14 protein-coding genes and 1 tRNA gene are annotated in these 12,421 nt (G+C 45.8%); 14 read left to right on the top strand and 1 reads right to left on the bottom strand.

The features are described from left to right. The first annotated feature begins 13 nt into the window (after window positions 1–13). From G395_RS0108525 to G395_RS0108460, 14 genes are all read left to right on the top strand, one after another. Window positions 14–472, top strand: coding sequence for a type VI secretion system contractile sheath small subunit (locus tag G395_RS0108525; protein ID WP_026629668.1), 459 nt, complete (start codon window positions 14–16; stop codon window positions 470–472). A 46-nt stretch (window positions 473–518) separates the two neighbouring features. Beyond that, entirely contained in the window at window positions 519–1,895 is a 1,377-nt protein-coding gene (locus G395_RS28920; protein WP_035360791.1) for a hypothetical protein, read from the top strand. Between the two features lie 45 nt (window positions 1,896–1,940). Next, the gene (gene tssD, locus G395_RS0108515; RefSeq protein WP_026629667.1) at window positions 1,941–2,333 is read left to right on the top strand and encodes a type VI secretion system tube protein TssD; all 393 of its coding nucleotides are present in this window, start codon (window positions 1,941–1,943) and stop codon (window positions 2,331–2,333) included. A gap of 77 nt (window positions 2,334–2,410) precedes the next feature. Continuing rightward, window positions 2,411–2,884 carry a hypothetical protein gene (locus G395_RS0108510; protein ID WP_026629666.1) on the top strand — a complete coding sequence of 158 codons (474 nt, stop codon included), beginning with the start codon at window positions 2,411–2,413 and terminating at the stop codon, window positions 2,882–2,884. Window positions 2,885–2,962: 78 nt separating this feature from the next. Beyond that, window positions 2,963–3,718, top strand: a complete 756-nt coding sequence (locus G395_RS0108505; RefSeq protein WP_157486621.1) for a hypothetical protein — start codon at window positions 2,963–2,965, stop codon at window positions 3,716–3,718. 19 nt (window positions 3,719–3,737) lie between these two features. After that, entirely contained in the window at window positions 3,738–5,570 is a 1,833-nt protein-coding gene (locus G395_RS0108500) for a type VI secretion system Vgr family protein (RefSeq protein ID WP_026629664.1), read from the top strand. A gap of 4 nt (window positions 5,571–5,574) precedes the next feature. Continuing rightward, a complete protein-coding gene (locus G395_RS0108495) occupies window positions 5,575–6,009 on the top strand; it encodes a GPW/gp25 family protein (protein ID WP_026629663.1) in 435 nt (144 codons plus the stop codon). 7 nt (window positions 6,010–6,016) lie between these two features. Further along, window positions 6,017–7,852 (top strand): type VI secretion system baseplate subunit TssF, encoded by a 1,836-nt coding sequence (locus G395_RS0108490; protein WP_026629662.1) that lies wholly within the window; start codon window positions 6,017–6,019, stop codon window positions 7,850–7,852. Next, entirely contained in the window at window positions 7,852–8,799 is a 948-nt protein-coding gene (locus G395_RS0108485; protein ID WP_026629661.1) for a hypothetical protein, read from the top strand. The genes G395_RS0108490 and G395_RS0108485 overlap by 1 nt, the downstream gene beginning before the upstream one ends. A gap of 12 nt (window positions 8,800–8,811) precedes the next feature. Then, window positions 8,812–9,660 (top strand): TssN family type VI secretion system protein, encoded by an 849-nt coding sequence (locus tag G395_RS0108480; protein WP_026629660.1) that lies wholly within the window; start codon window positions 8,812–8,814, stop codon window positions 9,658–9,660. Next, the gene (locus tag G395_RS0108475; RefSeq protein WP_026629659.1) at window positions 9,657–10,754 is read left to right on the top strand and encodes a hypothetical protein; all 1,098 of its coding nucleotides are present in this window, start codon (window positions 9,657–9,659) and stop codon (window positions 10,752–10,754) included. Before G395_RS0108480 ends, G395_RS0108475 begins: the two co-directional genes overlap by 4 nt. Before the next feature lie 11 nt (window positions 10,755–10,765). Then, window positions 10,766–11,248, top strand: coding sequence for a hypothetical protein (locus tag G395_RS0108470; RefSeq protein ID WP_026629658.1), 483 nt, complete (start codon window positions 10,766–10,768; stop codon window positions 11,246–11,248). A gap of 10 nt (window positions 11,249–11,258) precedes the next feature. Next, window positions 11,259–11,741 (top strand): hypothetical protein, encoded by a 483-nt coding sequence (locus G395_RS0108465; RefSeq protein WP_026629657.1) that lies wholly within the window; start codon window positions 11,259–11,261, stop codon window positions 11,739–11,741. A gap of 232 nt (window positions 11,742–11,973) precedes the next feature. Next, window positions 11,974–12,058: transfer RNA gene (locus tag G395_RS0108460), tRNA-Ser, on the top strand. A 156-nt stretch (window positions 12,059–12,214) separates the two neighbouring features. Here the strand turns inward: G395_RS0108460 and G395_RS28915 are convergent. Further along, the coding region (locus G395_RS28915; protein ID WP_035360788.1) for a transposase at window positions 12,215–12,421 on the bottom strand (207 nt) is incomplete at its 5' end.

Here is a 12,421-nt window from a genome sequence, read left to right as displayed (position 1 = left end):
AAATACTAAGCTTATGGCTGGCCAATTTGACTTCATTCGCCCGGGCGGAAACGTGGATCCCGACGCTAACAAAGGTTATGAAAAAATAGAGGCCCTGCCTCCTTCCAGGACATTATATGTTTCGGCTTTTAACAGTAATCCTGAAAAGGAAAAGGTAACCGGGTTTGAAACGATGGAAGCCGTCTTCGAACATTTCAAACCCGAAGTGGAAGCCGAATTCGAGGATGAGAATGGTGCGCCGGTTTTTGAAACCATGTCTTTCACCAAGATGAAGGATTTCTCGCCAGAGGGAATGCTGGAACAAAGTCCGTTTTTGAAGGAGCTTTCAGGTAAGGAATACAATTACGACCGTTTTTACAAAAACTTGAAAAACAACCGCCAACTACAAAAAGCATTGAGCGATCCCGCCACCCGCGCCACGTATCTGAGTGCATTGCAGACATTGATCGGCGAGCTGAAAGAAAGCTTGTAATCCCTGTTATCTATCTCAAAAACCTACTTTAACCAGTCATACCGACATGGCAAAACAACAGGAAGAAACCCAACCATTAGGATCAGAAGCTGCATTTAAAGAGCCGTCAGCAACACAAACTGCCTCTCAACAGCTGTCCCTGAATGATAGTCTGGAACTGCTGAAATCGTTGGGCGGATTCAAATTCATTGAAACCACCGTCGAGGGAGTCCGCGATCTTAACCCCCAAAAGGCAGGAGCAAAAGCCAATTATCTCTCCGACGAAGAGACAGAGCAGGAACGTAAAGATCTGCTGCAACGCCTCGAACTATGGGCTGAGCTGATCAGCGAAAGTGCTTCTGTGGATGAAATGCAGTCTAAAGCCCGGGCTGGACAAGAACTGAATGAGTCGTTACTGAAGAAAAATCAGTCCTCCATTCTCGAAGCTTCCCGGGATCTGGAAGTTGCCTACCAGGGACTTTCCACATTCATGCTCAATACGGAGCAACGTTCTATTCCAAAGCTTACCATAGTGAATGCTTCCATGGATCAGGTGGCGGACATTAAAGATGGCGAGGTGTTGCAAACCATTGACGAAGAGCTGCATAATAATTATCAGGTGTACGATCTGAGCGATAATTATTCGCTGATGGTTATTCCGGGTTATATGGGTAAAAATACGGTTATCGATTCATTTGCCCGCGTTGCCAGCAAGCATAAAGTGATGATGATCACTGATTATGAAGATTTTGTGGACGTAAAAGAGGCCATTTCTTCTTTTGAAAAAACCAAACTGGCCGACGCCAGCAATCACAAGGCTAACTTGCTGATGGCCTGCAACTGGCTTGTCGGACGAAAAGCGTATAATGATTTGGGCGAGGAAGAAGCATTGCACATTCCACCCTCAACGGCGCTGGCCGGCAGAATGCACTCGGTACTCATGTCGCAACCGGTTGCGGGCGCCACGTACGGCATGCTGATGGGCGCAGAAGGGACCCGTTTTAACATCGACAGGAACCAGGCTGGGGATATGAACCGAATGGGACTGATCCCAATGTTATCGGCTTACGGAAAAGTGCAGGCATTCTCGGATCGGACCATGTTCAACGGCGATAACGTAGGACTGCAAACGTATTCTGTTGTCCGTGTTTTTGATTGGATAAACAAAGTGCTTGTCGACTTTCTGGACCGTTACGCCTTTCAGAACTGGACTTACGATACAGACGACAACCTCCGCAAACAGATCTCCAAATTCCTGAACAGCATTACCGGATCTAAAAAACTAATTAAAGATTACACGGTCAAAGACATCCGCCGCGACCCGAACGACATCAAGAACATTATCCTCGACATTTCCATCACCCCGCATTTTTCAGCCCGGAGCTTTTTGGTGAGCTTGTCCGGCATGGACGGCGGTGACGAGTGGAACACTGAGATCAAGTAAATAATCATTTTGCAACTATTTTCTACCTTAAAATTCTTTTCAACCATGGCTTTCGAAGCAACAGTATCCATTGACGGCGGCACCGCCCGCAAACTACACCATTGCTCTTATTCAGTATCGCAAAGTGCTGACTATGTTACCGGAAAAACTACTTCTGAGGTTTTCGCAGGAAATGTCTCCCTGGTTGTAGAAGGTGTGAAAGAGTCTGAATTCTGGAAACTTGCTATCCACCCAACCAAGCGCAGCAAGGGAAAAGTGGTTTTCAAAGATCCTTCCGATATCGACAAAGATTTCAAAACCGTAGAATTCGAAGATGGAGCAGTTGTAGGTTACAGCGAATCCATGGACGCTGGTACTGCGGGGACTATGACAGAGAATATTACAATTTCTTGTAAAAAGCTGACTGTTGATGGTGTGGCTTTTGAGAAGAAGTGGTAAGAGGAGTCGTGTATTGAGGGAATTCGATGGATTCTTCTCAATACACCAATATTGTAAATTGAACAACTATACTAACAATGGCCCTCTCAATTGAACAGGCGAAGCAGATTATTGACGTTGTCGCAACCGACACAACAAGCTTTGAAAAGATTAACAGCGTATTTAGAGCAATCCCTGGCGGATTAGGCTGGGCAGGAACGGCGCGGAACTTTGGTCTTTGGGCATCAGAATTGGTTGGTATTGCACCAGAAGTTTCCGACGCCAAGTCGAAGTGGGATTGTAATGCCATAGCAGAAGCCACGGCAAATGCTATTAAAATAAAAGGCGCATTATCAAGCTCGTTTCCTGCTCAAACCGCAACTTCCGAGGCTCGTGACTCAACTACAGGTTCTGCACATCAGGGAACTGTGGTTACTATGCGGGACGGCACGAAATATGTCTTTGACTGGCATGCTAACCTAAATGTTGGAAATCCCTTTATATATGAATCGATGACCGAATTTAATATTGGCAAGGGTGTTCCTTTCAGTTCATTCAAAGGCTTCAAATAAGTTTCCGAAAAGTCATTGACAAGCAGCCTTGGCGGTTAATTCTAAAGCATACAATATCAAATCCAGACCGTGGAAATTATGAGCTTACAAATGCGGGAAGAGGACATTCAGGTCTTTAAGGAGGCAGCAGTGCATACCGGATCCTGGATTATGTTGCGGCAGACGAACGTGCAATCCTTGAAATTCATGGGGCGGGCGGATTGTTTACCAAAACCGCTTGTATGTAAGTTTAAAACCGCAAGCCGCGACAGCAAATCTTATCACACAGGCGGGCTTGTTGTCAGCTATGAAATTCACACTGATTGCTTCGATGAACCGAAAGAGGCGCATAAAGAATGGGTAAAGTATGCGAAAAAATATCAGCTGCATCTACACCAAAGGCCACGTCACAAGCCGGGAAAAGGTTTTGGAATTGACCTCGATAAAACATCGCCACGACACGGCTGTCTTACCTACGACGGATATTATTTGTACGGCGACTATGATCTCTTCGATATTGTCCGGGTTGGCGACGAACGTCGAAATCTGGGCCTTGTGGGCGAGCAGAATGGAGAAATTACAGTGACAGGCATCAACTACAAGGCGGTCAACAATTACATCAACATGTCACTTGGCATTGATATGATACAGCATCCGGGCTCCGCTCTTTTTAAAAACAAGTTCGACAACATTTATGTGTTTTCCCCAGAAGGCAATTTTGAATTCTGGCCAAAACAAAAAGCCGAGGAGGAGTACGCTAAATGGATACGCCCTGTTTACAGCGCCATAAAACAGAAAGACCCAGTCCCGCCCCCGCCTGTCAATCCAAAAGGACCATCACTCAGATTAGTATAATAATGTAAAGTGAATTCATATGTCGCTCACTCACCGGTTAGAAGTAAAGTTTGGCGGACTGACGCTTAAAAAGTTTATTTTTTTAAACTTGTCCCAGCCATTTAATGATCACCATCGACTGGAGATGCACGTCACTTTCGACGACATTAATGCTGCTCTAAAAGGAGATGAAGAGGGCAGTGAAGCAGATGCCGACTGTGAACTTCACCTGCAGAAATTGGTAGAAAGATGGTCTGGCGAGAAAATTACGGTGGCCATTACGCAGGATGACAACACCACCAAAACGCCAAAAACAGCCACACACAGCTTCACTGGCATTATTATGGGCATTCAATTGCAAATGAATGATGCCATTGACAATACACTTATTATCCATGCTGTAAGTCCAACCATCTTACTGGATACCGGAAATAATACAAGAACATTTGAAGCAAAGGAGTTGAAAAATGTTTTGGAGGATGTTTTCAGGCCTGTCCAAGGGTTGATGGAGGCCAGGGTGAGCCCAAAATCCACTGAACAAATCCCCTACCTAACTCAATATCAGGAAAGTAACTACCAATTTGTGCAGCGACTCGGCGCTGCTTACGGAGAATGGTTTTATTATGATGGCGACAAGGTCATATTCGGGAAATCAGCTCGTGTCAAAAAAAAGCCTTTGGAGCTGAATTATGGTGTTAATCTCCAGCAAATGGAATATCTGCTGGCTCTTGAGCCTTTGACATTTACAGGCAAGCTATATAACTATGCCAAGGACAAGCAACTGGAAGCATCTTCGAAGAGCATCAATGTTGATTTGCTACAGGATGTTAGAATTGCCTCTTCTCAGTCCGATAAGCTCTTTAAAGAAGAAAACCTGGATATTGATTTTTCAGGATATGATACGGAATCCGCATTGGCTGAGGCTGCGAAGGTTCGCAAGAGCGGCTATGCCAAAAACCTTGGGTTGCTTAAAGGCACTTCACAAAGTGTTGAAATGTATGTCGGCATTCCATTTACAGTAAAGGATGAAATAAAAGACCATGAAGACAAAACGGTCCGCACCGACAACTATGGTACTTTTACCGTGACTAATGTGCATCACTACCTCGACTCCAGAGGATTTTACCAAAACCACTTTGAGGCAGTACCCCAGGACAGCGATTACCCGCCCGTAGATTATTCCATCTCAAAGCCCAAAGCAGAATCCCAACCAGCCAAGGTAATCGATACCAATGATCCTGAACAAATGGGCCGCGTGAAAGTGCAGTTTTACTGGCAAAAAAATGGTGACTCAACGCCGTGGGCGAGAGTAGCAAACCTGATGAGCGGAGATGAGCGCGGTGTATACTTTGTGCCTGAAATTGATGAGGTGGTTTTTGTTGATTTTGAGTTTGGAAATCCCGATCTGCCTTTTGTGCGCGGATCGATGTACACGGGTTCAGCATTGCCGGGCGGTAACCTTTTTGAAAAGGTTAATATGATTAAAGGGATCATAACCAAAGGCGGCAACCATATCATTATCGATGATTCTGATGGAAAAGAAGCTATCAGGATTTACAATAAGGAAAACAGAAATGAGGTGGTCCTGACTCTGGATGGCGAGCCGGTGATCAGCGTAAAGAGTGAGGGAAAAATTACGCTGGAAGCCAAAGAAATTGAATTAAAAGCCGAAAAGATCAGTATGACTGCCCAGCAGGACTGGACGGTTGAGACCAACAAAGGAAGCATTGAAGCCAAGGCCAAAATGCAGATTACAGGTGCTACAGTGAATGTTGAAGGCAAGTCGCAAACCAGCATTAAAGGTAATGCGCAACTCGCTCTTGAAGGCGGCGCGCAGGCTAGTCTGAAAGCGGCTATGGTGATGATAAACTAAGACAATGGCTAAACACTACCGTATTCCGGTTGATTTTGGCGCGCTGCTCAAAAAAAAGCCGTTGCCGCAAGTGACTGTCAAGGCTTCGGTGCGGGAATACATTTATCTCCTGCTCCTCACTCAGCGCGGTGAATGGCGATATGATAACGGATTTCAGTGTTTGTTGTGGGAGAAAGATTTTGAACAAACAGACAATCTGAATATTTGGCTGGACCAGGTGCGCGACGATATTCGGCTCTCGGTCCATAAATATGAGACCCGTCTTAAAATCCACGACGTGGATGTGCAAAGGGATGAATTGCAGGAATTAAGCAGGGAAAACAAAGTTACCAGAATCAGAAACCGTCTCAATATAAGGGTGAAAGGAACTGTGATCCAGTCCGGCGAAAACTTTGACGAACTATTCTTAATGTTCTTCGGCCCTATCACCGTGGTCTGAACAACATATGTCGAAATCCAACATTATGCCGATTTTAGAAACCAAAGAGTCGATAAAAACCCGCTTGCATAAGGAAGCGGCCCGGCAATGGGGCGTGGATGAAATTGACCTGAAAAATGGTTCGTTTGACCCGCTGGTGGATCTGCTATTTGGTGCCTTTGCCACAGAAACAGAGAAGATCTGGCAGGAGATAGAGTCTTCGCAGTCCCATACCGTGAAGCGCATGGCAGAGGCTGTGTTACCTGAGACGATCACGGGCATTATTCCAGCACACTCCGTAGTATTGATAAAAACCACTTCCGGACCCGTTGACGTCATTCCTTCGGATCAGTTTGCAACCCAGGGAAATTCCGCAGTCACAATGAGCCCGGCCGGATCTTTCCGCCTTTCGGGCGCAAATATCCGCTTCATTGCAACCGGCGCGCGGATCGACAAGATCGGCGCTACTTTTCAGCGAGAAACTGCATTCCCGATTCCAGCCAAGCCCATTGAGCAGCAGATATGTTGGGTTGGCATTGAAATACCTGAAAAAGAAGTGCCCGACCAACTGACATTGTTTTTCAACTGGGGCGCTGTCGCTGATCAATCCAAAAACCTTCCTTACATTCCGCTGATCAAGTTTTCAAACAGTGCACCAGGTACGTTTACTGATCCCGTCCAACATTACGGATCGACGGATGGCATTATGGCCGGGGAGAATGCAAAAAGCAAAAGTGATTTTTTCAAACCCATTGAAGAGAGCGTGCGGGAATCATACAATGCGCACTTTATGGCTATTACCGGGTTGAAAGCAGGATCTCAATTTGAAAACTATCCCAAAGAATGGGCTGGAATGATTCCGGAAGCCAATGCTAAAACGCTCTTTCCAGACAAATTGCTTTGGATAAAAATGCGCTGCCCTGCTTCAATGACGCCCGCCGCACTGGACAAAATGGAGATCTTCACAAACTGCATCCCGGTCCTGAACCGCAAGCTAATCCACCAGCGAGGCAGATTGCAGCCGCTCTTTAATGTATATGGTTTGAAAGATGATGATGGTTTCATGGCCATTGAAAAAGTTGTCAATGGTGACGGGGAGATTCTTTCGCCAACCGAAAGAAATAAGTTTGCCAGCAGCCAAAATGTATACGCGCTGCGCAACCGTGCCGTCGCCCGTTTTGATAAGCGCGATGCATTCCAAAGCCTGAACGATGTTACGGCAAAAATGCGCGACGACCTGGCTGCGTTCAATGCCCTCGATATTTCTATTGTTTCCAATCACCTGAACAAGATCAATCAGCATGTAAGCAAGCTAAGGGAACACCTGGACACATTTGATTTCGTATTACCCCGGGTTTATTTGATGGTAAAAACGCGGTCAACAGGGACCATACTGGACGTGTATTTCTGGACTTCCGATGGAGAAAAAGCCAATGGGCTGCGCGCACTGACAAAATTGAATGCTGCTTCGGCAAACCAGTTCAAGGCCGAAGCGGCGTATTTGATGCTTCCCACCAATGGCGGCCGCGCTCCTATGGACGATCTTCAAATGCAAAAGGCACTTAAAGAAACATTGCTCACGCGCGGACGGGCGGTAACGATTGAAGATTACCGCACCATTGCAATGAATTTTTTGGGTGATACAGCATTAAAAGTTGAAGTAAAAAAAGGACTGGGCATCGGTGAAGGACAGAAAGAAGGCCTTCGCCTGGCGCTGGATGTATTGATATTTCCTGATAAAGAAGATCAGAGTGATGAATATTGGATGAGGCAAGCCAGATTGGTGAAAAACAGCCTGCTACAAAAGTCGGTCGGAATGATCCCCTTATATATTTCTGTTCACGGATTTAACTGGAAAATGTGATGGAGATATACGAAGTGGCCGAAACGTTGCTCACATTAAAGACCGACTTACGTGCAGAAACCGTTGCACGGGAAATCGCAGAAGCCGTTATTCATCCATCTGAAAATATATTACTAACGCCCATTGGCGCCTTTAACCGCTCCGGGTCCAGGGATGTTACGGGCATAACCGACGAGCACCGGGATTCCGATTTTCAAACGCCTTATGCCAAAGTGCGTATGGCACGGGAGGGAATTTCCGATATGCTGCCACCGGGAATGATATTTCAGCCGACGATCAGCCGGAGCGAACGTTCCACGGAAGTTATTCTGGAAGACATTGATTACTACGAATCAGGCATAAATCAAGCCAGAACATTCTTTTCGCCTTTCGATATTGAATTTAGCAGACAGCGGGTAGCCCTGGAAATGCATGAGCACCATTCCGTGGTAAATCCATTTGCTTATTACCACGATACGCTTTTCGATTATCTGTGGCCCGATCTGGATCTGCAATTATCTCCTGAGCAGAAGGAAGCCATTTTGGAGCTGACCATCCACGCACATCTGATCGTCGGTAACATGCCGGCTTGCCAGATGTATTTTGAAAAAGTGTTGGGACAAAAAGTGGCATTTGATAAAAACGAATCGAAATCCAACCACAGCACGGACCTTGACTTTCTGCAACCGCTGGGAAAAGGCACATTGGGGGTGGACTGGATCCTGCATGGAAAGTATTATGATCCGGATCACATCAGCATCCGGATTGGCCCGGTTGCCGACACCGACCTGCACCATTTCCGGAGCCATGAACCGGCTGGAAAACATTACCAAATTTTGACATTTCTATGCGGCTTGTTGTTGCCAGCCGAAATTTCGTGGGACATGTTACTGATCGCAGAAAAAGGTTTTTTTACCATTAGTAAAACCAGAGACACGGGTGTTCTGGGCTATTCAACAATTTTGTGACTTTTAACATCTATGGAGCTGTTTTACAAGATATTACCGGCACTGCTGGCACTGTTATCAGGGCTGGCATTTACTGGTATTTTAATGTATGAAAAAACAAACGCAATGTCCGTTTTGAGATGGGCGATCTGGCTGATATGGGTATTTCTCCTGTTTGCTGTTTTAGGGTTTATCAATTCAAAAACAGACTCGATTATCACGGGTTTTATCGTATTGCTCGCCATGTCCTTTCTAATGGGTATCCTGTATTTAGTATTGGCGCCAATGACCTTATCATGGTGGAGCAACGATTCCCTGCTGGACGTTTTCATTGCCGGTCTTTCACTGTATTTCGTTGGCATTGCAGGATATATGGTTACTTATAGCCTGCTGAACCACGACAATCCTTTTCAATATCTTCTGCTCTCCGCTTCTCCTGCTTTCCTCCTACCCGCGCTGATTTTCGTTTCCTATGAACTCTGGATGAAGATCCCGGCGTTGCGATACAAGACCTGGACTTACCCCGTAAACGAGCCTGTGCCCAGGTTGGTGCCTGTTGAAACGGTCCGTGTAATGATGAATTTTACGCCCGTACCAGGAAAAAACGAGCCGTTTGAAGGATATGAGGTGGAATATCCGGGAAACACAACATTAGGACAGCTTTTCCATTACTTCATATCTTTTCACAACAAACACCGGGAATATCGCAAGAAACCAATCCAGTTCCTGTCCGATAACCAGCTCCCGCTTGAATGGATGTTGTTCAAATATTCTCCTCAAAGGAAAAAGATCATTCTGGACACAGAGAAAACCCTTTTTGAGAATGAAGTAAAGGGAAATGATATTATTTACGCCATCAGCACTAATCCAATCCGGTCATGACACTTCCAGAAATTACTTATCCATTTCTGAACTGGCGGGATGGTATGAAAATCACCCAGCAGCATCTCGTTGCACACGACCACGCGATCCGCGACGCTTTGCGTGATGCTACTGCTATCTTTCTAAATACACATAATTACGGCCTGCTGCCATCCGCCGATAACTCTGGCGCAGGAATTCAGCTCCGGGTCCTGGGCGACACCATCCAAATGCTCTCCTGCCGTGCCATTACACCGGGCGGCTTACGCGTGGAATGGGACGCGGGAACGGACCCTGACAGCGTAAGCCTCTCGTTGATGGATTACAAGAACCGGCTCGGCAATGTGGGTATTTTTTATGTTGTCCTGCGCATTTCATTGTCGGGGCTAACAGAAACAGGTGAGTATGATATGGAAGAGCAGCCGCTTCGAAAGCCATTTGTGACGCTAAAACCTATGCTGGAACTGCTTTCCGTCCATGAAAAGCTTTCGGATGCTCATAGCATGCCTATTTTTCGGATCCGGTTCGAAGGGCAGATGTTTTCTCCCGACTACGATTACATTCCTCCCTCGGCTGGTGTTTTCGGGGAAAATTTGCTTTGGTATTACGAAACATGCGGCAAACAGATCAACAGCATTCACCAGACCGCAATATTAATCCAGAGGAAAATTAATGGAATGCAAAACCAGTCGCCCGTTGCCCGGGACATTTACCAGATCTCCGAAAAACTGGTTTTCGCCGGCCTTGAAATTATCGACCATTACCGGCTCATTTCAAAAGATCTGCCGCCTGTACATTTCATTCAGGAACTGGTCCGCTACGCTCGCACCATGCGCACCGCCATTGACTGTCTGTCGGAAAGCAGCGCCAGTCGGTTTTACCAATATCTGCGGAATAATGTTGCCGGGACAACCAAGTTCAACACGCATTATGCGGAAGTAACCAAGTCGGTAATGGACTCCATGATCGATTCCGTATTAACAAGCCCTTACAATCATAATGATTGCAGCTTGTTGCTCGATAATGTAAAAGGCTATCTGGATTTCATTGATTTTGTCCTTCAAAACCTGCTGGCACTCCCCTATGTCGACGCCGGAAAATGGGACATTGCCTAACCACAAAAGATATGAACCGATCACAACGGTATATACTGATTAACGTGAGTTTACTGCTCCTCGGGAGCATCGCCTTTTATTATGCTACGCCCAAATTCAGAAAGGGCAACCAAACAAAGTTGATCAGCCAGGACAAGGAAACTGAGTTCAGAAAGGAAGTTGTTGTTTTGGACAGTTTATATAAACAACACATTGCTGCACTCGCGTCCAATGATCAGATCGCCATTGCCAGCAGCGACGCCGTTCTGGAAAGGCAATTTGCTTCAATGAAAAAGGAATATGCGGGCCAAACCTCCCCCGCCCTGCTTGCTTCAAAACTTATCCGGAATTACCAGGTGAGAGTTCTGCTGAATAAGCATTTGTTGAACAAACGCAATGAACAAGCAGGTGAAGTAAAACGCGTCAGCACGCTGGTTTCTAAATTGGAAGAACAAAATGCAGAGCTAAAATCTCAGAATCAAATGATCAAACAAGTCCTGCTGGGCTTGCCTTAACCGACCGTTTATGAAGCCAATCAATGCTGCACAGCGAAATGCAACAATCCTCCGCTTCTCGCTGTGTTATATTCTAATGATCCTACTCGTCGCTTTTATGCTCTATTTCTCAATGATTGAAATACCCAAAAAACAAAGCGACCTCACTGCCGTAACGAACGAGCAAGTCGAAAAGCTAATACATCACACCAACGACGCAGACACCCTCGTCATCCAAATCCAAAAGGCAGCCGATGTCAAAACAGAAGCCCTGGCGCCGCTTTTCAAATGGACAAACGATCTGCAAAGCAACTATCGACAACCATTCTATCAAATTATCATTACTAGCTATGTCGATTTGTTTAATGAGATTGTGAAGAGTAAGGCGGGTGATACGACGTTGATTTCTGCAAAAGCGAAAATGAATGCGCTGCAAAAGGAGAATCTTACTTTAATGGAACAGAATAGGGAACTGGAGTCAAATCTTTCAGCAGCAAAATTGAAACGAAACTGAAATTTGGCGGTCGGTTTCAGGAAAGCGGTCGACTTGTGGAAGAGTCATGCATGTCTAGCTGAATAGCAAGCAAGTTTTAGAAGTGACAACGGATAACTTCTTTCCCATGCAAACAAAGCCCTAACCTGAACGCATGAGCCATAGTTTCCAAACATTTTTTTTCAAGCCAACTCTTGCGCATACCGATTTTGTTTTTACCTTTGCACCACGTTTCGCACACGGCGAAATATTTAGAGAGATGGCAGAGTGGTCGATTGCGACGGTCTTGAAAACCGTTGACTGTAACAGGTCCGGGGGTTCGAATCCCTCTCTCTCTGCAGGACATGATGTCAAAACATTCAAAAGAGGGTGTCTCATTTCAAAATGGGGCACCCTCTTTCGTTTCTGGTTTTTGTAACTGAGAATTAAGATTCAAAATCCGCCGTTAAAAGCTAGCTTACTGGATTTGCCAGGTAGGCGCGTAAACAGCCCTCCTAGGCCGCCCTTTTCCTGATATTCTGGGCTAGTGCGATCAATCCCCACTCTATTTCGACCTTTTGTTTGCCGCGGAGCATAAACTTGCGGAAGCCGTGGTTATGTTTAATGTTGCCAAAGACGGGTTCTACGTCATAGCACCGCTTCTTTCGTTTGACAATGCCTTCCTCACTTTTTAGCAGCTCGTCGGCTTGCTGTTTTTGCCT

This window comes from Dyadobacter alkalitolerans DSM 23607, assembly GCF_000428845.1.
GTDB classification, from domain to species: Bacteria; Bacteroidota; Bacteroidia; order Cytophagales; family Spirosomataceae; genus Dyadobacter; species Dyadobacter alkalitolerans.
This window is presented reverse-complemented; position numbering and strand designations above follow the sequence as displayed.

Excerpts from the sequence above, each read along its gene's own strand:
- G395_RS0108480 (WP_026629660.1), top strand. The coding sequence starts at position 8,812 with ATGGAGCTGTTTTACAAGATATTACCGGCACTGCTGGCACTGTTATCA.
- G395_RS0108475 (WP_026629659.1), top strand. The coding sequence starts at position 9,657 with ATGACACTTCCAGAAATTACTTATCCATTTCTGAACTGGCGGGATGGT.
- tssD (WP_026629667.1), top strand. The coding sequence starts at position 1,941 with ATGGCTTTCGAAGCAACAGTATCCATTGACGGCGGCACCGCCCGCAAA.
- G395_RS0108500 (WP_026629664.1), top strand. The coding sequence starts at position 3,738 with ATGTCGCTCACTCACCGGTTAGAAGTAAAGTTTGGCGGACTGACGCTT.
- G395_RS0108510 (WP_026629666.1), top strand. The coding sequence starts at position 2,411 with ATGGCCCTCTCAATTGAACAGGCGAAGCAGATTATTGACGTTGTCGCA.
- G395_RS0108490 (WP_026629662.1), top strand. The coding sequence starts at position 6,017 with ATGTCGAAATCCAACATTATGCCGATTTTAGAAACCAAAGAGTCGATA.
- G395_RS0108465 (WP_026629657.1), top strand. The coding sequence starts at position 11,259 with ATGAAGCCAATCAATGCTGCACAGCGAAATGCAACAATCCTCCGCTTC.
- G395_RS0108505 (WP_157486621.1), top strand. The coding sequence starts at position 2,963 with ATGAGCTTACAAATGCGGGAAGAGGACATTCAGGTCTTTAAGGAGGCA.
- G395_RS0108495 (WP_026629663.1), top strand. The coding sequence starts at position 5,575 with ATGGCTAAACACTACCGTATTCCGGTTGATTTTGGCGCGCTGCTCAAA.
- G395_RS0108470 (WP_026629658.1), top strand. The coding sequence starts at position 10,766 with ATGAACCGATCACAACGGTATATACTGATTAACGTGAGTTTACTGCTC.
- G395_RS28920 (WP_035360791.1), top strand. The coding sequence starts at position 519 with ATGGCAAAACAACAGGAAGAAACCCAACCATTAGGATCAGAAGCTGCA.
- G395_RS0108485 (WP_026629661.1), top strand. The coding sequence starts at position 7,852 with ATGGAGATATACGAAGTGGCCGAAACGTTGCTCACATTAAAGACCGAC.
- G395_RS0108525 (WP_026629668.1), top strand. The coding sequence starts at position 14 with ATGGCTGGCCAATTTGACTTCATTCGCCCGGGCGGAAACGTGGATCCC.